This is a genomic window from Pantoea sp. PGP6 (assembly GCF_053474785.1).
On record NZ_JBQBMA010000001.1, the window covers coordinates 2,532,851 to 2,555,724 of the forward strand.

Genomic DNA, 22,874 nt, shown 5'->3' on the forward strand with positions numbered 1-22,874 from the left:
GGGGCTTTGCAGCGAATGACTTACTGCTGAACCTGCGGATCGGTATCGTATTCCGCACAGCTCTGGAAGCCGTAGTTCATTACGCGACCGGTATCGTTATAGCTCACGAAATAGGTCTGCGCTTTGCCGTCACGCTGGCCCAGTACATACGTCTGGCAGGTGCCACGCGCGTGAACCATGGTGATTTCAGTAGACGGTGTGCCAGCGATCTGACGAACCTGGTCACGGGTCATGCCTTTTTTAACATCCTTTACCACCGGCTTAGTCACATAGCTTTCAGCGCGATCGTAAGTCGTACAACCAGACAGGGCAGCCAGCGTCAGCGCCGCAGCGATACATCCCATCACTTTATTCATCTTGTTGTTCCTCATTTATTGTCCATGTGCAGACAAGCCTGGAACATAAATTCAGGTTTATCAAGTTTATGGCGAACTTTTAATGCGCTGACAACCGTCAGGATTTCGTAAAGAAGGCTGTTTTGCTGTCAACGGGCACGTATAATCTGCGGCAAAAAACAGGTCCCCTTAGCCAGCATAAAAGCGTCGCCGGGGCGCGGGTTGCCCTCACCGGCGGCTCACGGGATGACGCCGGCATCAGTAACCGCCCGCTAATGCGTTGTCCGCCTTTCATTCACCCATCGCTTCAGATACTGAGGATAAATGACACCTGCACACTCCAACCGGCTGGTTTATGCCATCACGCTGGGCCTGCTGGCCGCACTCGGCCCGCTCTGTATCGACCTTTACCTGCCCGCGCTGCCTCAGCTGGCCCGGGACCTGCACACCGAAACCGCCACGGCGCAGCTTAGCCTGACCGCCGGACTACTCGGCCTGGGTGCCGGCCAGTTAGTCTTCGGTCCGATGAGCGACAAATTTGGTCGTCTGCGACCGCTGGCTTTGTCACTGGTACTGCTGTTTATCGCTTCGATCGGCTGTGCGCTGGCGCAGGATATTCATCAGCTGCTGCTGGCTCGCCTGTTTGAAGGTTTGGCCGGCGCGGGCGGCGCGGTGTTATCACGCGCCATCGCTCGTGACATGTATAGCGGTCACGAGCTGACCCGCTTCTTCGCCCTGCTGATGCTGGTAAACGGTCTGGCACCGATTGCCGCTCCGGTACTCGGCGGCGTGCTGATGACGGTGCTTAACTGGCGTGGCATTTTTGTGGTGCTCGCCTGCATTGCGGTACTGCTGATTTTACTGGCGCGCTGGAAGCTGCATGAAACCCTGCCCGATGCGCGCCGCAGTAAAGGCTCGATTTTCTCCGCCTACGCCGCGCTGGGCCAGGTAATTACCCATCGTCCTTTTATGGGCTTCTGCCTGACCCAGGGCTTTATGATGTCCGGCATGTTCGCCTATATCGGCGCATCGCCGTTCGTGTTGCAACAGCTGTACGGTCTGTCACCGCAGGCATTTAGCTTCTGCTTTGCGGCTAACGGTGTCGGACTGGTGATCGCGTCCCAGACCAGCGCCCGTCTCTGCCCGCTGTGGGGAGAATATCGGGTACTGAAAGGCGGGCTGACGCTGGCCTTTGTTGCCTCCAGCCTGCTGCTACTGGCCGCACTGACGCAGGCACCTTTACCACTGCTGCTGGTGGCGCTGTTCTTTACCATTGCCAGTAACGGGGTCATTGCGACCACCGCTTCATCACTGGCGATGCAGAGCCAGGGCCATCGCGCCGGCAGCGCCTCAGCAGTGATTGGCGTCACCATGTTCACCCTGGGCGCCCTCACCGTGCCGATTACCGGTATTGGCGGCACCTCAGTGCTGAGCATGACCGCCACCATTTTTGGCTGCTTTATGCTGGCGATCCTGATGTTCCTGCTGCTGGCAAAAAAACCGCTGCCGCAGGTGAAAACTGTCTGATTTCGCAACGGTTAACTGCAATCGGCTGCCGCTTTGGCTTGTTGTTTTCGCTGAGGCACGTTAGCTTTAATAAAACGTTCGCATCGAGCCGACGGGCCACTGACCTGAGGAGAAGTTCATGTCACTGCAGCAGGAAATCATTGAAGCACTGGGCGTTAAGCCCACTATCGACGCCGATCACGAAGTGCGCGTTAGCGTCGATTTTCTTAAGTCCTACCTGAAGCGGCACAGCGGTCTTAAGACGCTGGTGCTGGGGATCAGCGGCGGCCAGGACTCTACCCTGGCGGGTAAACTGGCGCAGCTGGCAATCAGCGAACTGCGCCAGGAGAGCGGCGATAACGACTACACCTTTATCGCGGTGCGCCTGCCTTATGGCGTGCAAGCCGATGAGCAGGATTGTCAGGACGCGCTGGCGTTCATTCAGCCCGATCGGTCGCTGGTGGTGAACATCAAAGAGTCGGTGCTCGCCAGTGAGCGGGCGCTGCAGGCGGCCGGCATTACGCTGTCTGACTTCGTGCGCGGCAATGAAAAAGCGCGTGAGCGAATGAAAGCGCAGTACAGTATCGCAGGCATGACCAAAGGCGTGGTGGTCGGTACCGACCATGCGGCTGAAGCGGTCACCGGCTTCTTCACCAAGTATGGCGATGGCGGCACCGACATTAATCCGCTGTTCCGCCTCAACAAACGCCAGGGCAAACAGCTGCTGAAACAGCTTGGCTGTCCGGAACATCTCTACCTGAAGAAACCGACGGCCGACCTCGAAGACGATCGTCCCGGCCTGCAGGATGAAGTGGCGCTGGGCGTGACCTACGAGATGATTGATGACTATCTGGAAGGCAAAACCATCGATCCTGATAACGCAAAAATCATTGAAGGCTGGTATCTGAAAACCGAGCACAAACGTCGCCCACCGATTACCGTTTTCGACGATTTCTGGAAGTAATCCCGCTCCTCCCTTGCTGCGGCAAGGGAGGCTTTAGCGCCTTACCCGGTTGAGAGTGACATGCCTGCTCCTGTCCCACGCGCCACCCTGATCGGTCTGACTGCCATTCTGCTCTGGAGTACCACCGTTGGCCTGCTGCGCAGCGTCAGCGAAGCCTTTGGCCCCACCGGCGGCGCTGCACTGATCTATACCACCACCGCCCTGCTGCTGTGTGTTACCCGCGGTCTGCCAAAACCGGGTGCGATCCCTGCCGCCTATTTAGCTATCGGGGGCACGCTGTTTGTCGGCTATGAAATCTGTCTGGCGCTGGCAATTGGGCTGGCCAGCGATCGCAGCCAGTCGCTGGAGCTGGGGATGATTAACTATCTCTGGCCCTGTCTCACCGTGGTGCTGGCGATCCCATTTAACCAGCAGCGTTTTCGCCTGTGGCTGTGGCCGGGACTGGCGCTCTCTCTGCTGGGCATTTTCTGGGTGATGAAAGCCAACGGCGGCGGTTCACCCGGCCTGATGTGGCAGAACCTGTTGCGTAACCCCACCGCCTATTCGCTGGCTTTTATCGCCGCCGTCACCTGGGCACTCTACAATAATGTCACCCGTCGCTACGCCAGAGGGGCGAATGGGGTCACGCTGTTTTTTATCCTGACCGCGATGGCACTGTGGCTTAAATACTTACTGAGCGCGCCAGCGGCACCGATGACGTTTAGCCTGGCGCCGCTGCTGCAAGTGTTATTTATCGGGGCGTCGACCGCCATTGCCTATTCAGCGTGGAACCACGGCATTCAGCACGGCAATCTGACGCTGCTGGCGACCGCCTCCTACTTCACGCCGGTTTTGTCCGCACTGCTGGCTTCGTTATGGCTGGGCCTGACGCCGCCGCTGGCATTCTGGCAAGGAGTCGCGATGATCACCCTCGGTTCCCTTATCTGCTGGCTGGCGACGCGGCGTCTCTGAGCAGACGGCTGGCGATCATTTCACCTGCCTGTTATGCTGTATGGACAACCAGTAAATGGAGTCCATCTTGGTCAGACGTGCTGCAACGCACCGCCTCGAGTTCGACGCGGCTGCAATTTATCAATATCCCGAACACCTGCGTGAGTGGCTGGAAGGCCTGCCCAATCAGCCCGGCGTTTACACCTTCCACGGCGAAAGTGATTCGCTGCCGCTCTACATTGGCAAAAGCGTCAATCTGCGCTCGCGAGTGATGTCCCATTTCCGCACGGCGGATGAGGCAAAAATGCTGCGCCAGTCGCGGCGCGTCAGCTGGATCCCGACCGCAGGCGATCTCGGCGCGCTGCTGCTGGAAGCGCAGATGATCAAAACGCAACAGCCGCTGTTTAACAAGCGCCTGCGTAAGAATCGTCAGCTCTGCTCGTTGCAGATCACCGACGGTAAACCGCAGGTGGTTTACGCCAAAGATCTTGACTTCAGCCAGTCACCCAACCTGTTTGGCCTCTATCGCAGCCGCTTTGCCGCGCTGGAACGGCTGAAACAGCTGGCCGATGAGTATCAGCTCTGCCACGGCCTGCTGGGGCTGGAAGCGCTTAGCGCTCAGCGCGGCTGCTTCCGTTCCGCGCTGCGCCGCTGTGCCGGTGCCTGCTGCGGCAAGGAGCCGGTCAGCGATCATCAGGATCGGTTACTGGAAGCGCTGGAAAATGTGCGGGTGTTTTGCTGGCCGTGGCAGGGTGCGGTCGGGCTGGTTGAAGAAGGTAAACATATGACCCAAATCCACGTCATCGATCACTGGTTTTATCTGGGATCGGTCAGCAGTATGGAGGAGGCGAAGAAGTTGCAGCGTACTAAAGGCGGCTTCGATCATGATGGCTACAAGATCCTCTGCCGCCCTATTCTGTCGGGCGATTACCCTATTCAGCCGCTCTGATCAAAAAAAACCGCCGACGCTGTCCACTCACTGTCAGTGGACAAGGCCGGCGGTCTCAGACCGTTCGCTTAACGAAAATTATTCAGCGGGTGCGGCTGGTGGTGCCATTTTGTCATCGTGCGGACGTTTCTCCGTCAGACGCTTTTCGAAGTTGGCGTTATATTGCTTCTTCTGCTCTGGCGTCAGCACGTTGTACAGTTTGTTCTGGGTTTCCAGCATCTTCAGCGCATGCTCTTTCGCATTGGCGGTCATTTTTTCCGCCTGAGCCTCGGCTTTGCTCTGGTCGAAGCTGTCAGCGGCAACGATGCTGTGCATCGCACGGCGCTCTTCCAGCGACGGACGCTTCATATCTTTGTGGCTCTCTTTCATGATGTCGCGCATCTGGGTTTTTTGCGCGTCGGTCAGGTTCAGCCCTTTAAACATCATCTCCATGCCGTGACGCATTGGCGGCTTATGCATTGCTTTTTCACTGCCGGCTGGCGGTGGAGTCAGGTTATCAGCGGCGGCGTGAACAGCGCTGGCCGCGCCAAATGCCAGTGAAGAAGCCAGTAACAGGGAAGTCAGTTTGCGCATAATAGTGTCCTTATTGATTCGGGATTATGACGACAGCACTCTGTCGCGTCTTCGGAAACAAGCATACGACGCTGAACGTCAACTACTCAGAGGCTGAGTAAAGCCGTGAAAGCATAAAAAACAAAAATTCGGCAATCATGAAGAGAATGCGAAGAAAGGCGTGAGGAATTGCAAAAGTTTATGAATTTAAAGCGAATCTGGCAGAAATCATGGAGAGGTGTGCGGAGAGTGTAAGGGTTAAGTCAAAAAAGCGGAAGCAAAACTCCCGCTTATTGCTGGATGGTGAGGAACCACGTCAGATCGGCAGCGCCTGGGTCTGTTCGCCCTCTTCAATCAGCATCAATCCGGCACGCAGCCCGGCAGCCACATTGGGGTTAGGGAACAGCACATACTCACGCGCCTGCTGGACGTAATAACGGGTCTCGCCGTCCTCCGCCAGCAGCGTGCCCTGTGGAAACGCGGTGAAGTTCAGCGTTTCCGGTGACATGTGTAGCTGAAAGTTTTCACTCAGCCGGGTAATCTGCTGCGCCACCCGATAGTGACGCGGGGGTGCCAGCGGCTGCGGCAGCGTATCGCCGTACAGCAGCGCCGCCAGCGCCTGTTGCGTAGCGCTAAACTGGCTGAGATCGTTAGCGCCGAACGGCAACGCTTTCCCTAACTCCAGCGTGCAACTGGCCGCGCCAAAATGTTCACAGCTGAAATGGGTAAAGGTGCCGCCGGGCGAACGGTGGAACACCAGTGCCTCCAGTCCGGCCGCCGCCAGCCAGTGAAGAAACTCTGGCGGCCACGGACGTTCATTGTGCGGCATCACGCCGAATCGAGGGTGATAAGAGCCGCGAATCGCGGTGTGCATATCGAGGTGCCAGCGCGTCTCATCACACTCACCGACCTGCCAGAAGGTTTCCAGCGTCTGTTCGAGCCGCAGCACGCGACGGGCTTCATCGCCGTCATCAATCTGCTGCCAGCGTCCGCCAAACAGCCGGTTAATGTCATAGTGGATGTAACGCTTGCCGCTACGCAGCGCAGAGGGATTCCCGAGGATCACCAGCATCCGCTGCTGTAGCGGCTTCTCACCGCGTAACAGCGGCGTGATCACCTGATTGAGTATTTCGACCGGCGCGGTTTCATTGCCATGAACGCCCGCGGACAGCACCAGCGCCTGTTTGACCGGCACTGTCGGTTCCATTAACAGAATGCCGTGATATAACCATTGCCAGCGAAGATGCGCCGTTTCACCACTACGCTTACGCGGCGCCTCGCCGGACAGCGTTTGCTGTAAAAAGTCCTGCATCGTTCCTCCTTTTGGCCTGAAGCGAGCGGCAGCCTCTGCTGCCGCGCCCTTCACTGCTGAAATGCGTACACATTTCCTAAGTCTAGCAGCTTCGTCAATTCATCCAGCGCGTCACGTCCTTCGCGCAGCAGCTGAGGATCGACCAGATCGGCCTGAGTCAGGCGATCGCGATAGTGACGATCAACCCACTGGTTAAGGGTGGCGAACAGCCGATCGTTCATCATCACCGCCGGATTGACCGCCTGCTGCTCCTGTGGCGTCAGCACCACCCGCAAGCGCAGGCAGGCCGGACCGCCTCCGTTATACATGCTTTCACGCAGATCAAACACCTTCAATGCCTTCAGCGGACCGCCGCTTTCCACCTGTTCGCACAGATAATCCCAGACGCCCGCGTGCTGACGTGACTCTTCTGGCAGCACCAGCAGCATGCTACCGTCGGGCTGGCTCAGCAGCTGGCTGTTGAACAGATAGGTGTTAACCGCATCCTTCACTGATACCCGATTTTCCGGTACTTCCAGCGCCACAAATCCCGCTACCCGCGCCTGTAGCTCGGCCAGTAACGCAGGCTGATCGACAAAGGCGTGCTGATGACAGAACAGCATCTGCTGATTGCTGACGGCAATCACATCATTATGAAACACGCCCTGATCGATAACCGCCGGGTTTTGCTGGGCAAACAGCAGATGATCGGGTGAGAGCTGATGCAATCGCGCCACCGCTTCACTGGCTTCGCGTGTCTGACGGGCCGGATAACGCTGCGGCGCCATCCCTTCGTGGCTGCTGTCGCGACCATAAACAAAAAGCTGCACGCCGCGCTCACCATAATCTCCGCCAAACCGGTTATGGTTGGCCGCGCCTTCATCGCCAAACATCGCGACCTGCGGCAAAGCATCATGCACCGTAAAATGGTGGCTATCGCGGAAAATGGCGCGCAGCAGTAACGCGGTCTCCGGCGCTTCCATCGCCCGATGAAACTTGTTGTTGAGGTTAGCGACGGTCAGATGGACCCGGCCATCACCACTGTCAGCCGACGGCGAAACCGTGGCAGCATTTGCTACCCACATCGCCGAAGCGGAACTGGCGGCCGAGAGTAAACCCGGTGCGGTTTTCCCGGCGCGGGCCAGCACCTGTTCATCGCTGCCGCTGAAGCCTAACTGACGCAGTGCCGCAATATTTGGCCGCTCATGGGGAGGAATGACACCCTGCAGATAGCCCATATCCGCCAGCGCCTTCATCTTCAGCAGGCCCTGCTTCGCCGCCAGACGGGGATTCGACGGCTGCAGCTGATTACGCGTCGAGGCCTCATTACCAAACGACAGACCGGCATAATGGTGAGTTAAACCCACCAGCCCATCAAAGTTCGCTTCTGTTGCCTTCATTTGGCCGTCTCCCCGCAGGCGAAATCAAGCCCCGGCGATAGCGTGGCAGGCAGCGTCAGATCCGGCGTCTCCAGCGAGGCCATCGGCCAGGCACAGTAGTCGGCGGCGTACCAGGCGCTGGCCCGGTGGTTGCCCGATGCTCCAATACCGCCAAACGGCGCGGTACTGGCCGCCCCGGTCAACGGTTTATTCCAGTTTACGATGCCGGCGCGTGCCTCAAGCAACAGCTGATCAAACTGCTGACGCGACGGTGAAATCAAGCCGCACGACAGGCCGTAGCGCGTCTGGTTGGCCAGCGCAATCGCATCATCGTAATGGTCATAGCGAATCACCCCGAGCAATGGGCCAAACACCTCTTCATCCGCTACGCCTTCGACGCCGGTCAGTTCAATAATGCCCGGCGTCAGCAGTGCGCTGTGGCGATCCGGCCAGCGCATCGCCAGCAGCACTTTGCCGCCCGCCGCGATCCGCTGCTGCCATTCGCCATAAATTTTTTCTGCCGCTGCGGTCGAAATCACGCTGCCCATAAACGGCTGCGGCTCTGCGTTCCAGCGGCCCGGCTGCAAACGGCCGGCCACTTCCACCAGCCGCTGTAAAAAAGCATCGCCTGCCGCGCCGCGTTTCACCAGCAGCCGACGCGCACAGGTGCAGCGCTGACCGGCAGTGATAAACGCCGACTGCAGCGCAATGTGAACCGCGGCGTCAATATCAGCCGGATCTTCAACTATCAGCGCATTGTTACCGCCCATCTCCAGCGCCAGCATTTTCTCTGGCTGGCCGGCAAACTGACGGTGCAGCTGATAACCGGTATGCGCGCTGCCGGTAAACAGCAGGCCATCGATCTGGCTATCCGCAGCCAGCGCCTGACCGGTTTCCCGACCGCCTTGCAGCAGCGCCAGCACACCGGTGGGCAGGCCAGCCGCCAGCCAGAGCTGCACGGTTTTCTCAGCCGTCAGCGGCGTCAGCTCGCTGGGTTTGAACACCACGCAGTTACCGGCCAGCAGCGCCGGAACGATATGACCGTTCGGCAGATGTCCGGGGAAATTGTAGGGACCAAACACCGCCAGCACGCCGTGAGGACGGTGACGCAGGCTGCTCTCACCTTCCGACTGTTCACCCGTCCGGCTGTGATAGGCCTTAATCGAGATAGCGATTTTATTAATCATCGCGCCGACTTCAGTCAGCGCTTCCCAGCGCGGTTTTCCGGTTTCACGGGCAATGGTTTCCGCCAGCTCAGCTTTGTGGGCCTCCAGCTGCGCGGCAAATTTTTCTACCGTCGCCTGACGCTCGGCAAACGGCCGCTTTGCCCAGCAGGGAAACGCGGCGCGCGCCGCTTCACCGGCGGCACTGACCTGTGCCGGCGAGGCGGCTTGGCCCTGCCACAGGGTTTCACCGCTTACCGGGTCAGATTTGACCAGAGATTCAGCCTCGCCGCTCAGCCAGTTTCCATTAATCAGGTGGGTCATGCTTTTTTCTCCTCGCTGCAGAGCGGCACCACGCGCAGGCTATCGCCCGGCTGGCAATGTAACGCCCGCATCTGTTCATCTGTCAGGTGCACACAGTCGCTGTCAGCCTCGGCCGGGATCAGCGCCACGCGGAACTGGCGATAATTGTTGTTGGCAACCAGGCACAGCGGCGCATCGTGGCGGTTTTCGCCCGATTCAGCGCAGCGCAGCCGGCTTTTGCGTACCGCACGGATCCGATCAATGTCGCACTCCAGCGTCGGACCGCCATCAAAGATGTCGACATAGTTGAGGTAGCGAAAACCTTCCGCCTCCAGCACGGCACGGGCCGGCGCGGTTTTAGGATGCACCTGGCCAATGACTGCCTGCGCTTCTGGCGACAGATAGTGGATATAGAGCGGGTGTTTTGGCATCAACTCGGCGATAAACGATTTCTGACCGGTACCGCTCAGGAAGTCCGCTTTGCTGAATTCCATCGAGAAAAAACGGCTGCCAACGCTGTCCCAGAACGGCGAATGGCCATGCTCATCGCTGACGCCGCGCATCTCTGCCACCACGCGATCCATAAAGCGCTCGCGGAAGTTAGCCATAAACAGAAAGCGCGACTTAGACAGCAGATAGCCGTTTTTACCGTCGCGGTAGTCCGGATCAAGGAACAGCGTACACAGCTCACTGCTGCCGGTATGGTCATTACTCAACGACAGCGTGGGCAGCGCGGCATAAACATTCAGCTCTTTTGACGCGTGCACCTGAGTACCGACCCGGAAGTTATACCAGGGGTCCTGCAGGCCCACCGCCACTTCAATAGCGCAAATCCCGACTGCGCGGTTGTCTTCACTGTCGGCCAGCACAAACACATAGCCCTGCTCGGCGCGCGGCAGCGTATCCTGCCAGGTTTGCAGCGATCGATCGATACGCGCCTGCAACGTGGCGCTATCAACCGGCAGCGAGGTCAGCCCGCCGCCGGTTTTGCCTGCCAGCGCCAGCAGCTGGCTCAGATCATCGCGTTCAACCGGACGGATTACCATCATGATGCGGACCCTCGTACCAGACGCTCACATACCTCAGCGAAGCGTGCCATGCCCAGCTTCACTTCCTGCTCACTGATATTGAGCGCCGGGGCGAAACGCACCACGTTGGCACCGGCGATCAGCACCATCACTCCCATTTCTGCCGCGGCGAGATTGATCTGCTTCGCTTTGCCGGCAAAATCGTCGTTCAGCACGGCACCAATCAGCAGGCCCAGACCGCGAACCTGTTTAAACAGGTGCAGCCGCTGGTTAATCTCGTCTAGCGCGGCGACGATCCACTGGTGGCGCTCGGTCACGCCAGCCATCAGGGCCGGTTGATTGATCAGCTCCATCACTTTACCGGCGACGGCTCCGGCCAGCGGGTTACCGCCGTAGGTGGTGCCGTGTGTCCCGACACCCATCACTAAGGCCAGATCTTCACGCGTCAGCATTGCCCCGATCGGGAAGCCGCCGCCGAGCGCTTTGGCGCTGGTCAGCACGTCAGGCGTCACGCCATAGTGCATATAGGCATAAAGCGAACCGGTGCGGCCGACCCCGCTTTGTACTTCGTCAAAAATCAGTACCGCATGATGCTTATCGCACAGCTCACGCAGTCCGCGCAGGAACGCCGGTTCAGCAGGCACCACGCCCCCTTCACCCTGAATCGGTTCAACGATCACTGCACAGGTATTGTCGTTAATCAGCGCTGCTGCTGCGGCCAGATCGTTGAAAGGCGCATGCTGAATGTCAGGCGGCAAAGGGGCAAAATCTTTGGAATAGGCCGGTTGTCCTCCGGCGGAAACGGTAAACAGGGTGCGGCCGTGGAAGGCGTTATTAAAGGCGACAATGCCGCTTTTGGCCGGACCAAAGCGATCGTGCGCGACTTTACGCGCCAGTTTCAGTGCGGCTTCATTCGCCTCGGCACCGGAGTTACAGAAGAACACCCGGTCAGCGAAGGTGGCATCGATCAGCTGCTTAGCCAGACGCAGAATAGGCTCGTTGGTATAACCGTTGCCGGTATGCCATAAACGCGCAGCCTGATCCTGTAACGCCTGCTGTAAGGCCGGATGAGCATGCCCTAATGCATTGACGGCAATGCCACCGGCGAAATCAATGTAATCCTTGCCGTTTTGATCCCAGACGGTTGATCCTTCAGCGCGAACCGGCATAAATGCGGCGGGCGCATAAACCGGCATCATCCATTGATCAAAATCGTGACGCGAAACCTGCAGTGACATAACCCGCTCTCCTGCTTCCCCGACTGGGTAAAGCTTTTGTTTTAAAATTGTTAAAGGATGTTGTGAAGCAGCCCTACTGTAGAGTGCAGATAGCGTGCCAGCCAAGGAGATTAATGCATAAAATCGGCCATCAAACGGATTATCAATAACTTAGGTAGAGAGGATATTCACTTATTTTGCATATATAGTGAATAATTGTCTGATCGAAGCGCCAGCGCCGGGTTTTAATCAGCAGAATTATGCATTTATGGCAGGAAATATCGCTTTTGTGATCGCTGATAAATTATCTGTCCAAAAAAGTTCAGACGTTGCCCTGTTTTAGCGCATTACGCCTTTTCACGGTGCACAAAAAGCGGCTGCTGCACACCGGGTGGATTGCCGCCAGCGGTGTCTGTTTTAACAATTAATCTTCATTTATCACCACTAAGCTGACCGTAACGGCGATAGTTAAGGATTATTTTTTAAGCACCATGTACATTATTTAATCAGATTGACATCTTTATTAATTACGATATTAACCAGACAATAATATAACTCCGCAGCATGTAAGCAACTATTACTAAGCAGGCTAATGGTCAGACAAAAACCTTTATCAGCTTATTCCTTTTATAAGACTCCTTATTTTAATAATGGAAAACGCCCACTGATAAGCCGTATAAAAAACAGCCTGCAGAAAACAATAAAAAACATTCAATCTATTGTTTTCAATGAAATTAATGTTGAAAATACATTTTAATCCGTCAGAAGAAAAAAGTATTAGCGCTGCTGAAATTATTCTATCGCCATCATTTTTTCGAATACCAATGTAGTCATTAATATTTTGTTACTTTTATTACACTTTGTGATTTTATCGTTTTATGTCATTTTCATTTCACCCCAAAAAGGGGAATAATAATGAATGAATACAGGGTAATAATTAAATGATAAAGCGCACGCTTCTGGCGGCTACTGTGCCGTTACTGATCGGCTTGTCTTCTGCTCAGGCCGCAGAGATTTATAACAAGGACGGAAATAAGCTCGACCTGGTCGGCAAAATTAACGTGTCTCACCTGTTTTCGGACGACAACAACAACAATGGCGACACCTCGTCCTATGCCCGTTTCGGCTTTAAAGGCGAGACCAAAATTACTGACCAACTGACCGGCTACGGTTTCTGGCAGTATCAGTACAGCCTGCGCAACTCTGAAGGCAGCGATGCTCAGACCGGCAACCGTACCCGTCTGGGCTATGCTGGGCTGAAATTTGGCAAGGCAGGTTCTCTGGATTATGGCCGTAACTATGGCCTGGTGTATGACGTACTCGGTTACACCGATATGCTGCCGTTCTTCGGCGGCGATTCCGGTTACACCGATGCTTTTCTTTCCGGTCGCTCGACGGGCGTGCTGACCTGGCGCAACAGTGATTTCTTTGGTCTGGTGGAGGGATTAAACCTTGCCGCGCAGTATCAGGGTAAGAATGAGCGCAGCAGCGACATCGATGGCGTACGGCGCTCTAACGGCGACGGCTTTGCCCTCTCCGCCTCCTATGATTTCGATTTTGGTCTGAGCTTCGCCGCTGCCTTCGCCAGCCTCGATCGCACCAACAGACAGAATGCCGCCGCACGCGGTGAAGGCGAGAAAGCTCAGCACTGGGCGACCTCGGTCAAATATGACGCCAGTCAGGTCTATCTGGCAGCGATGTACGGTGAGACCCTGAATGCCACCCCGATCAGCGGTGGTTTTGCCAACAAAGCGCAAAACTTCGAAGCCGTGGCACAGTATCAGTTCCTGAATGGGTTCCGTCCGTCGCTGGGCTATGTTTCATCGAAAGGCAAAGAGATTGAGAACATCGGTGACGCCGACATCATTAAGTACACCGCGGTAGGCGCGACCTGGTACTTCAACAAGAACATGTCGGTTTACGGTGAGTACCGTATTAACCTGCTGAAAGATAACAATCCACTCGGCCTGGCCACCGACGACATTACCGCGCTGGGCCTGATCTACCAGTTCTGATTATCCCGCTGTGTTACGCAACGGCCCGACAGTGATTGTCGGGCCGTTTTTATTGGGCTGCGCGCTACAGCGTGACGCCGGAAGCGCCGATCGGTGCCATAAGATCGTAGCGATTATCCGCGGAAGGATCGTCCATCGCCATCGGCGGCTGAATTTTCAGGGTGATCCAGTTTGATGTTACCCGTTGTTGCTTGTTGTCTTCCAGCGTGACCGACAGCCGGTATTCATTGCTGGCACCCGGTGAGTCATCCCACTGCGGTAAAATCACGCTCCAGCCCTGCGGATCGGCGTTATTAGCCGGCGGCGTCAGGCTCAGCGCCTGGGTATCGCCCTGCCAGCTCACCGCTTTGATCGGATTGCTGGCGCGGACCTGAAGCTTCAGCGGCAGACTCTCACCGGCATTTAATTGCCACGGCGGCGTCGCCAGGAAGACTGACAGGGTTTTGCGCTGGCGGAACGACAGCACCGGCGTATCGCTGCGGGTGACAATATCGTAACGGCTGCCGCGTAGCGAGCGCGCTTCATCGACATTACTGGCATCCAACTGGCGACGCAGGGCAACGCCGAAGCGATAATTGAGCTTCAGCCCGAGCTGATCCTGCGTCTCTCCGGCGCTGCTGGTTTTATGGGTCGCCGACAGCGTCACCAGCGGCACCGGGGTATACGACAGGCCAAACGACATCGCCGAAGGATTATGGTAGCGGTTGCCGCTGTTAAACAGATCGACGTTTTCGCCCAGATATTGCTGGTAGCTCACCGAGACGCCGAGCTGACGATAGAAAGGCAGGTAGGTTTGACTGGTGATGTCATAGCCGCGCGCCATGCGCTGTTGCTGGGAATCACCAAGATTTTTCCAGCCTGACAGCGGCATGTAGTAGTTGGCTGAGAGCCGCAGATTATCACTCCAGGCTTCGGTACCGAGCGAAGCGCGCTGCAGGCCGCTGCTGAATACCCGATCGACAAAACCGTTGTAGCCGAGCAGCCAGTTACCGGCATCCCAGCGCTGGCCCAGGCCGGCATTGCCGACCACGCCGTCACCGGTATCGTGCAACCCGAGCTGGCTGAAGGTGAGCATACTGTTCTCATCAGCCAGCGCACTGAACAGATCGCCGCCGGTGCCGGTAAAGTTACCGTTCATGTCCACCATCAGATCGAGCTGTGCCGTACCGTAAGGCGAAAGCAGCGACTGCCCTTCGCTCTCAACCCGATTGGCGACCTCGTCACGCAGATGATTAAAGGCCCAGACCCCGGCCTGCTGACCAAAGGAAGCGTTGCTGTCATTGTTGCTGGCTTCACCGATGCTTTTGGCAACCGATGCCAGCTTCCGGCTCCACTCTTCATCCTGTTCCGCGCTGCTGCCCAGCGTCGGAAGCGCCTCCAGCGACTGACGGTAGCGCGCCGGGTCGTCGAATGGCGTCTCTGACACCCGTGTTTCGGTCTGTAACGCGCGGACGGGCTGCGTAACCAGCAGTACGGGCGCGATCAAAGAGAGAATCACTGTTTTTCGTATCATGTCACCAGGCATTCGGATTAAGGTTAAGCGTGAGCGAATGAAAAATATCTCGCCTTTACCTTAACATATTGTGACAGCGATTCAGGACAGACGTGACAAATTGTGCATATGCCAGAAAATTCTGACACAAAAAGGCCTGCCGCAGCAGGCCCGGGAATCACACCCCTGTATCAGGAGAAAATTAAGCCGCCATCGACATTGATAGTCTGGCCGGTGATGTAGCGCGCATCCTCAGATGCCAGAAAGGCCACCAGCCCGGCGACGTCTTCAGGCTGGCCGGCACGTTTCAACGGAATGTTATTCACCCACTCCGCCATCAACTCCCCTTTGCCGTAGGTTTTCTGATCGTTACTGAGGATTTCGCCCCAGACTCGGTCGTTGTAATCCCACATTTCGCTCTCAATGATGCCGGGACAAAAAGCGTTGACCGTGATGTGCCACGGCGCCAGCTCCAGCGCCAGACTCTGGGTAATCCCAATCACGCCCATTTTGCTGGCGGCGTAGTGCGGTGTATAGATGAAACCCTGCCGTCCCTGACCCGATGAGGTGTTAATCAGACTGCCGCTGCGCTGCTTTACCATATACTTCGCCGCTTCGCGGCAGCAGAGCCAGACGCCGGTGGTATTCACCGCCAGCACCTTGTCGAAATCGCTTTTTGGCATGCTGTCGAAGCGATCGATGGTGATCACCCCGGCATTCTGGATCGACACATCGATCTGACCAAAGCGATCGGCGGCCTGCTGGTAGAGCTGCTGCACTGCGGCCTCATCGGTGACGTCCACCTGCAGCGCCAGAATTTCACTGCCGAACTGCTGCTGGAGCTGTTCGGCGGTGGCAAAGACGCGATCGGCATTCGACACCATCACCAGCCTCGCCCCGTCGCGGGCAAAGCGGGCCGCAATACCGGCACCAATGCCTCGGCAGGCTCCGGTGATCACCACTGTTTTTCCACTAAAATCGCGGGTCATAAACACTCCTGTTAACTGTGACGGATGTCAGAGAGCGGTGCCGCCTGCAGCTTCTTTTCATGACGACGTAACAGCACCACTTTGCTTTGCAGACGTTGCTGGAACTGGTCAATCACCACTGCGGTGACAATTACCAACCCTTTAATCACCATCTGCCAGAAATCGCTGACGCCCATCATCACCATGCCGTCCGCCAGGAAGACAATCACGAAGGCGCCAATAATCGAACCGGAAACCCGTCCGCGCCCGCCTGCCAGCGCCGTACCACCCAGCACCGTGGCACCAATCGCGTCCATCTCAAACATATTGCCGGTCATCGGGTGCGCCGTTTGCAGCTGAGAAGCGACCACCAGCCCGACCAGGCCAGCACACAGGCCGGAGAAGGCGTAGACAAACACTTTCACTTTGATGATCGGCACGCCCGCCAGCCGTGCGGCTGACTCATTACCGCCAATCGCGTAGATGTAACGACCGAGCGGGGTTTTACGCGTCAGATAGAGCCCGAGCAGCAGAAAGCCGACCATCAGCCAGATCGGAATATAGACGCCCAGCACCGAGCCGGAACCGAGCAGCGCAAAGCCGGTGTTACCGAGTGCCGGCAGGCCGACCAGGTTGGCGTAGGTGCTGCCATCGTTGAACAGCAACGCCGCACCGCGCGCCACATACATCATGCCGAGGGTACAGATAAACGGTGCCACGCCCAGCCGGGTAATTACCGTGCCGTTAATTAATCCCACCAGCACGCCAAAGATGGCCACCACCAGAATCACTTCGGGCACGTTGAGGAACAGGGTATTGCCACCCCACAGCGGCACGCCATTAGTCAGCAGCGCGCCCGCCACCATGCCGCAGATGCCGGCGACCGCACCCACCGACAGATCAATGCCGCCGGTGAGGATCACCAGCGTCATGCCGATCGCCAGCAGTCCGGTAATCGCCACGTGCTGGGTCATGATCAGCAGATTGGATGGGGTCAGGAAGTTGGGAACCATCACGCTGAAAAAACTGACCACGATCAGCAGCGCAATAAAGGTGCGCGCCTTCAGCAGGTACATATAAAGCAGATATTTTTGGTTCATGGAGTTCTCCGGCCAGCTTAATCTTGCGGGGTGGATGCCGCGATCAGTTGCTCTCGCGTTGCCACAGCACGCGGTAAATCGGCGGTAATCCGGCCATCGGCCATCACTAAAATACGGTCCGCCAGTGCCATCACCTCATCCAGTTCCGATGAGGAGAACATCACCGCCAGCCCCTGTTGCGCCAGATTACCAATCAGGTGGTAAACGTCAGTTTTGGCGCCGACGTCGATACCGCGCGTCGGTTCATCCAGTAACACCACCTGCGGACCGGTCATCAGCGCTTTACCCAGCACCACTTTTTGCTGATTGCCACCGCTCAACGAGGTGATAGGCAGTTCGGCGTCGCTGACCTTGATCGACAGATGCCCAATCATCTCATTGACCCGCTGATTCTCCTGGGCCGGACGGAGCAACCGCAGCGCGCGGCGAAAACCGCGCAGGCTGAGATCGGAGAGGGTCATGTTGGCGGTAATCGACATCAGCTCTACCACGCCTTCCCCCTTGCGGTCTTCGGGCACCAGCGCAATGCCGCTTTTTAACCGCTGCTGGAAACTGCGTTTCGCCAGATCTTTCCCGGCCAGTTGTACCCGGCCCGACTGGCACGGCATCAGGCCAATCAACCCCTTAAACAGCTCGGTGCGCCCGGCGCCCAGCAGGCCATAAATGCCGATGACTTCCCCTTTACGCAGCGTAAAGCTGACGTCGTTCAGGGTGTAACCGCCGTTCTGGTGCAGGGCGGTGAGTCCCTCAACCTGTAATACCGTTTCGCCCTGCGGGGCGGCCTGATAATCAAACTGCTTCTTCTTATCTCCCACCATCTGAGCGATGATCCACGGCACGCTCGCCTCACGCACTTCGCGTTCGCTGATGAGCCGTCCATCGCGGAAAATGGTGATGTGATCGCCAATCTCCATCAGCTCTTCCAGCCGGTGCGAGATATAGATGATGGTGACGCCCCGCCGCTTAAGCTGAGCGATAACGTTAAACAGCACTTTCACTTCAGACTGACTCAGCGCGCTGGTCGGCTCATCCATGATCAATACCCGGGTATCTTTAGAAAGCGCGCGGGCAATCTCCACCAGTTGCTGATGGCCGATACCCAGCTCGCCGAGCGGAGCATAGGGATCAACATCCAGCTCCAGCCGCTCAAGCAGCGTCTTCGCCAGCGCATACTGATATTTCTCGTTGATCACTCCGCGCTGGAAAAACTCGTTGGCGATAAAGATGTTGTCCATCACGTTCATGTTGGGAAACAGGTTCAGCTCCTGAAAGATAATGCTGATGCCCTGCTTTTCTGCCTGATGCGTGGAACTCAGTGACACCACTTTTCCATCCAGCAGAATCTCGCCCGACTAAGGGGTTTCCACCCCCGCCAGCATCTTCATCATGGTCGATTTACCGGCACCGTTTTCGCCAATCAGCACGTTGACCTTATTGCGATAGACCCGGTAATTAACCTGATCGAGCGCCGTTACGCCGGGATAGAGACGCGACACATTGCGGGTTTCGATGATCACATCGTTACTCTGCTGCGGTTGAAGATCTTGCATCTGCCGCTCCTTATTGCCGGCTTATCGCCGCCGGGGTGATATCCGGCAGCGACTGCGGGATATCCCAACTGCTGAACACGCCGATGACCGTCACCTTATCGCCCACGGCAGGCTTGAATTTCTGCATCAGGCTGGACGCCTGCTGATTAATCGCCTTGCCGTAATCGCCAAACAGCACCTGATCGTTAAAGTCCTGATAGCTTGCGCCCTTGTAAGCATCGCGCAGTGCGGTACCGCGAATGATCGGCCCGGTCTGAATAGTGACAGTGTCACCTGACTCATCGCGGATTTTCATCTTACCGCTGCGTGAGGTGCTATTCAGCGCAGTGATTTCGCCGCGCACCGCCACGCTAAACACACACGGATTCTCCGCCTGGCTGCGATAGCCGTAAGATTGACAGGCGCTGTCAAAGTCCTTAGCCGACTGCAGCGACTTAATTAAGGTCGCCAGTGGTTTCGCCTCCGCCGTCAGCTGCGGCACCAGTTTCTGCTGCCAGACCTGATCGACGTTTGCCATCTGCGGATTGGGGGGATTTTTCAGCTCGGCCAGCTGTTGCTGTGACACTATTCGGCAGCCGCTTAGCAGCAGGACCACCAGCGTCAGCCAGACTCTTCCGGACATCTCATTCTCCCTGGCGCCCGCTCTGGCAGGCGCGGCGGCGGTTAATTACGACTTAAAGTTGAAATCCTGCACGCCTTTGGCATTGTCCGGCGTAATCAGGATGCCGCGGAACATCACGCGCTGTTTCTCTGGCTTCGCGCCTTTCTGAATGTAATTGTCGAGATCGGTCACGCCCTGCGCCGCAATCGCCTGCGCCTGCAGCATCACCGTGGCTTTCAGGGTGCCGGCCTTCACCGCATCCCGCTCGTCATTGCTGCCATCAATACCCACCACAATCACATCGTTGCGTCCGGCCGCTTTCAGCGCCGCAATCGCTCCCAGCGCGACCGGGCCATTACCGCAAATCACCCCTTTCACATCCGGGTGCGCCTGCAGAATACTGTCCATGATCCGCTTGCCGTCGATCAGCGTCCCTTTAGCATCCTGACGTGCGACGCTCTGCATATCGCTGTACTGATCCAGCACCTGATGGAATGATTTGGACCGCGTAACACAGTTATTGTCGGCCAGGTTACAGGTCAGCTCGGCATACTTGCCCTTCTCGCCCATCTTCTCGACAAACACGTTGGCCACGTCAGACCCCGCCTGGAAGTTGTTGTGGGTAATCTGCGCCAGCGCCACATCGTCTACCGGAATTTCGCGGTTAATCAGCACCACCGGAATGCCAGCATCTTTGGCCTTTTTGATCGCCGCCACGCTGGCCGTTGAGTCAGCGTTATCCAGCACGATACCCTGCACTTTTTTGCCGATAGCTGCGTCGATCAGTTCGCTTTGCTTCTTCACATCTTCGCCGTGCGACAGCACCGAGGTTTTGTAGCCCAGCGCCTGCGCTTTGAGGTTGGCGCCTTTGGCTTCAGAGGCGTAATAAGGATTATCAAGTGAGTTAACCAGAATCATAATGGTGCCTTTCTCGACGGCGAATGCCGCCTGCGAAACCAGACAGGCAGCCACAGCAGTGCACAGCAGGGTACGGTTTTTCATGATGTTCTCTCTTATCGTTATCACTGGTTGGTGATTTCCCGGGTGTCAGAGCAGCCTTACCAGATGGTAAATCCGCCATCGATCATTAAATCCGCGCCGGTAATCATGTCGCTGCCGTTGCTGGCAAAAAACAGCACCGCCGCGGCAATCTCATCGGTATAAGCAAAGCGGCCTAACGGAATCAGTTTTTTCATCTGCTCACCCTTCTCACCGCGCCAGGCTTTTTCGCCCATCGGCGTCAGCACCACGGTGGGCGAAAGGGTATTTACGTTGATGCGGTGTGGTGCAAACTCTTTGGCCATCACTTTGGTCATGCCGAGCAGTCCGGCTTTGGCCGAGGTGTAAGCGACGTGGTTATCGATCGCAATCGAGGCTGCCTGCGAAGCGATATTGATAATTTTTCCGCCGTTACCGGCAGCGATCATCAGGCGTGCTGCCGCCTGCGAGCAGAGGAAAGGACCGGTAAGATTGACGGCAATTTGCTTCTGCCACTCGGCAAAATCGGTATCAATCACCGGCTGTAACATCACATATCCGGCGCAGTTCACCAGAATATCGATGTGGCCGTAGTGGGAAATTACCTGATCAAACGCCTGGGTAACGGCGGCGGGATCGGTGACATCACAACAGACAAACTGCACCCGATCGGCGGCAAACTCTGCCTGCAGGCTGGCAACCCTGTCCGCTTCGAACGGCGGATAAAGCAGCGCCAGACGCGCACCCTTTTCCAGCAACATGCTATTCGTCGCCATCGCAATGCCGCCCAGGCCGCCGGTCACCACCGCGACTTTGTCAGCCAGATTCAGCGCGGTATCCACGCCGTATCGCAGGTTCACGTCATATTCACCACTCATCCCACTTATCCCCTCAGTTTTTTGCTGTCGCCGTTGACTCAATCATTTTCGAACAAAAATATAAGCTATCGAAAAGAAATGATATGTGGGGCAGATCAAATTTCGACCATCTGCTGCTCTTCGGGGATTATCTTATTGAAAAGACGTGATCTGGCTTGCAATGCGCAAATAAAAGTGAAACCAGCAAATCGTGAAAGCGGGTGTGATTCAATAACCTGCAACTCTTTAACTTTCGTTCGAAAATGAACATCCCTTGCGGCCATCTCGCATTCATAAAAATGGCGCGTTAAACTCTGCGACAGATCCTTCTTCGCCTGAAAACCCTGCGATTGGAAAAGGGAGCATTTCGATTGAAAAGCAAAAGTGAGCAGTTAGCTGATATGCAGCAACGCCGCGAAAAGATTCTGGAGATGATCCGCGAGGATGGCACGGTCACGGTCAAAGCGCTGACGGAGACCTTTGGCCTGACTGAAGCAACGTTGCGCAGCGATCTGCGAATGCTGCAAAAACAGGGTTTTGTCCAGCGCTACCACGGGGGCGCGACCCTGATGACCGGCAAACAGAATACCGGCGCGATGCTGCTTGAGCGGCAAACCCATCTGGAAGAGAAAGAGGCCATTGGCCGACTGGCGGCACAGCACATCGAAAATGGTGACACGGTGATTTTCGATTCCGGCACCACCACCACCGCCATCACTGATGCCATTACCCATATTCGCCGCTTATCGGTGGTCACCACGGCGGTGAATATCGCACTGAAACTGGGTGGCGAACCCGGCATCAATATTCTGCTGACCGGCGGCACCTTCAAATTCCCGACGCTATCGACCTCCGGTGAAAAGGCAGCCAGCTTTTTCGAAAACGTACTCGCCGAGAAACTGTTTCTGGCGACCGCCTGCATCTCACCTCGCCTCGGCCTGAGCTTCCCGAGCGAAACCGACATCAAGGTCAAGCTGGCAATGATTCGCTCAGCCAACACGGTGTACGTGGTGGCCGACTCCAGCAAGATTGATAAGGTGTCGATGTTTGCGCTGCCGTGCGACTGGAGCAATATCCACTATCTGATTACCGACAGCGGCATCACCCCAGCACAGGTTAAGGCGTTCGAGGCGCTCGGCGTTAAAGTGCTGGTCGCCCCGCTGCCGCTGAAGCGGGCAATGTAATCGGCATTACCGGCGCGGTTCTGCCCGGCGGCAGGGATCATCAGAAAGAGATCTGGTGGGGTTATGCTGTGCTAACCATGCTGAAACGGGCAGCAAGTGCCTGCCTGAACGCCTTTCACCCAAAACACGCACACCAGCCGGACAGCAAGCGCCTGCCCGAAGAGCAAGGTGTGCGAGCCAGGGATGGCGAGCTCGGGATGGCGAGCCCGGTCCGCAGGGAAGCGGGTCCCCCTTGCGGTCGGGCAGGCCCTTGCTGAACGACGCACCTGACCATCCGCCACACCACTAACTCCTCTCCGCCTTTCACCCAAAAAGCACACCCCAGCCAGCCGGGCAGTAAGTGCCTGCCCGAAGAGCAAGGTGTGCGAGCCACGGATGGCGAGCCCAGTCCGCAGGGAAGCGGGTTTCCCTTGCGGTCGGGCAGGCCCTTGCTGAACGACGCACCTGACCATCCGCCGCACCACTAACTCCTCTCCGCCTTTCCCCAAAACACGCACCCCAGCCAGCCGGGC

19 protein-coding genes and 1 pseudogene are annotated in these 22,874 nt (G+C 56.8%); 6 read left to right on the forward strand and 14 right to left on the reverse strand.

Annotation, left to right across the window (positions count from 1 at the left end; genetic code table 11):
- Positions 1–20: 20 nt before the first annotated feature.
- On the reverse strand, positions 21–356 hold the full coding sequence (gene osmE / locus ACLIBF_RS12350; RefSeq protein ID WP_010245718.1) for an osmotically-inducible lipoprotein OsmE: 336 nt from the start codon (positions 354–356) through the stop codon (positions 21–23).
- Positions 357–659: 303 nt separating this feature from the next.
- Here osmE and ACLIBF_RS12355 point away from each other — a divergent pair, with 303 nt between their 5' ends.
- The 4 genes from ACLIBF_RS12355 (at position 660) to cho (ending at position 4,684) form a co-directional block, all read left to right on the forward strand.
- Positions 660–1,862 carry a multidrug effflux MFS transporter gene (locus ACLIBF_RS12355; RefSeq protein WP_031375682.1) on the forward strand — a complete coding sequence of 401 codons (1,203 nt, stop codon included), beginning with the start codon at positions 660–662 and terminating at the stop codon, positions 1,860–1,862.
- Positions 1,863–1,980: 118 nt separating this feature from the next.
- A complete protein-coding gene (gene nadE / locus ACLIBF_RS12360) occupies positions 1,981–2,805 on the forward strand; it encodes an ammonia-dependent NAD(+) synthetase (RefSeq protein WP_031375681.1) in 825 nt (274 codons plus the stop codon).
- 60 nt (positions 2,806–2,865) lie between these two features.
- Complete coding sequence (gene yddG, locus ACLIBF_RS12365; RefSeq protein WP_279809981.1) at positions 2,866–3,756, forward strand: aromatic amino acid DMT transporter YddG; 891 nt, start codon at positions 2,866–2,868, stop codon at positions 3,754–3,756.
- A 67-nt stretch (positions 3,757–3,823) separates the two neighbouring features.
- Entirely contained in the window at positions 3,824–4,684 is an 861-nt protein-coding gene (gene cho / locus ACLIBF_RS12370) for an excinuclease Cho (protein ID WP_031375680.1), read from the forward strand.
- Between the two features lie 78 nt (positions 4,685–4,762).
- Here cho and spy read toward each other — a convergent pair whose 3' ends face one another.
- From spy to ACLIBF_RS12400, 6 genes are all read right to left on the reverse strand, one after another.
- Positions 4,763–5,257, reverse strand: a complete 495-nt coding sequence (gene spy, locus ACLIBF_RS12375) for an ATP-independent periplasmic protein-refolding chaperone Spy (RefSeq protein WP_069728216.1) — start codon at positions 5,255–5,257, stop codon at positions 4,763–4,765.
- Positions 5,258–5,552: 295 nt separating this feature from the next.
- Entirely contained in the window at positions 5,553–6,548 is a 996-nt protein-coding gene (astE, locus tag ACLIBF_RS12380) for a succinylglutamate desuccinylase (protein ID WP_069728215.1), read from the reverse strand.
- Positions 6,549–6,598: 50 nt separating this feature from the next.
- Positions 6,599–7,927 (reverse strand): N-succinylarginine dihydrolase, encoded by a 1,329-nt coding sequence (astB, locus tag ACLIBF_RS12385; protein ID WP_069728214.1) that lies wholly within the window; start codon positions 7,925–7,927, stop codon positions 6,599–6,601.
- Positions 7,924–9,393, reverse strand: coding sequence for a succinylglutamate-semialdehyde dehydrogenase (gene astD, locus ACLIBF_RS12390; RefSeq protein WP_448309887.1), 1,470 nt, complete (start codon positions 9,391–9,393; stop codon positions 7,924–7,926). The genes astB and astD overlap by 4 nt, the downstream gene beginning before the upstream one ends.
- Entirely contained in the window at positions 9,390–10,421 is a 1,032-nt protein-coding gene (astA, locus tag ACLIBF_RS12395; RefSeq protein WP_069728212.1) for an arginine N-succinyltransferase, read from the reverse strand. Before astA ends, astD begins: the two co-directional genes overlap by 4 nt.
- Positions 10,418–11,638: a bifunctional succinylornithine transaminase/acetylornithine transaminase gene (locus ACLIBF_RS12400; RefSeq protein ID WP_448309889.1), complete on the reverse strand. Its 1,221-nt coding sequence runs from the start codon at positions 11,636–11,638 to the stop codon at positions 10,418–10,420. The genes astA and ACLIBF_RS12400 overlap by 4 nt, the downstream gene beginning before the upstream one ends.
- Before the next feature lie 920 nt (positions 11,639–12,558).
- Between ACLIBF_RS12400 and ACLIBF_RS12405 the strand changes: the two genes are divergently transcribed.
- Positions 12,559–13,632 (forward strand): porin, encoded by a 1,074-nt coding sequence (locus ACLIBF_RS12405; RefSeq protein ID WP_031375675.1) that lies wholly within the window; start codon positions 12,559–12,561, stop codon positions 13,630–13,632.
- A gap of 64 nt (positions 13,633–13,696) precedes the next feature.
- On the opposite strand, the gene ACLIBF_RS12410 is transcribed toward ACLIBF_RS12405, so the two are convergent.
- The 7 genes and pseudogenes from ACLIBF_RS12410 to ACLIBF_RS12440 all read right to left on the reverse strand — a co-directional run bounded on the left by ACLIBF_RS12410 (position 13,697) and on the right by ACLIBF_RS12440 (position 21,199).
- Entirely contained in the window at positions 13,697–15,145 is a 1,449-nt protein-coding gene (locus ACLIBF_RS12410; protein WP_069728209.1) for a YchO/YchP family invasin, read from the reverse strand.
- A gap of 170 nt (positions 15,146–15,315) precedes the next feature.
- Positions 15,316–16,113, reverse strand: coding sequence for a glucose 1-dehydrogenase (locus tag ACLIBF_RS12415; RefSeq protein ID WP_031375673.1), 798 nt, complete (start codon positions 16,111–16,113; stop codon positions 15,316–15,318).
- An 11-nt stretch (positions 16,114–16,124) separates the two neighbouring features.
- Entirely contained in the window at positions 16,125–17,192 is a 1,068-nt protein-coding gene (locus ACLIBF_RS12420; RefSeq protein WP_069728208.1) for an ABC transporter permease, read from the reverse strand.
- 17 nt (positions 17,193–17,209) lie between these two features.
- A pseudogene (locus tag ACLIBF_RS12425) lies at positions 17,210–18,742 on the reverse strand (sugar ABC transporter ATP-binding protein).
- Positions 18,743–18,752: 10 nt separating this feature from the next.
- On the reverse strand, positions 18,753–19,364 hold the full coding sequence (locus ACLIBF_RS12430; RefSeq protein ID WP_046288370.1) for a DUF2291 family protein: 612 nt from the start codon (positions 19,362–19,364) through the stop codon (positions 18,753–18,755).
- A gap of 45 nt (positions 19,365–19,409) precedes the next feature.
- Complete coding sequence (locus tag ACLIBF_RS12435; protein ID WP_069728206.1) at positions 19,410–20,345, reverse strand: D-ribose ABC transporter substrate-binding protein; 936 nt, start codon at positions 20,343–20,345, stop codon at positions 19,410–19,412.
- Between the two features lie 56 nt (positions 20,346–20,401).
- Entirely contained in the window at positions 20,402–21,199 is a 798-nt protein-coding gene (locus tag ACLIBF_RS12440; protein WP_089561233.1) for a GolD/DthD family dehydrogenase, read from the reverse strand.
- Between the two features lie 350 nt (positions 21,200–21,549).
- Between ACLIBF_RS12440 and ACLIBF_RS12445 the strand changes: the two genes are divergently transcribed.
- A complete protein-coding gene (locus tag ACLIBF_RS12445) occupies positions 21,550–22,362 on the forward strand; it encodes a DeoR/GlpR family DNA-binding transcription regulator (protein ID WP_031375669.1) in 813 nt (270 codons plus the stop codon).
- Positions 22,363–22,874 lie beyond the last annotated feature (512 nt).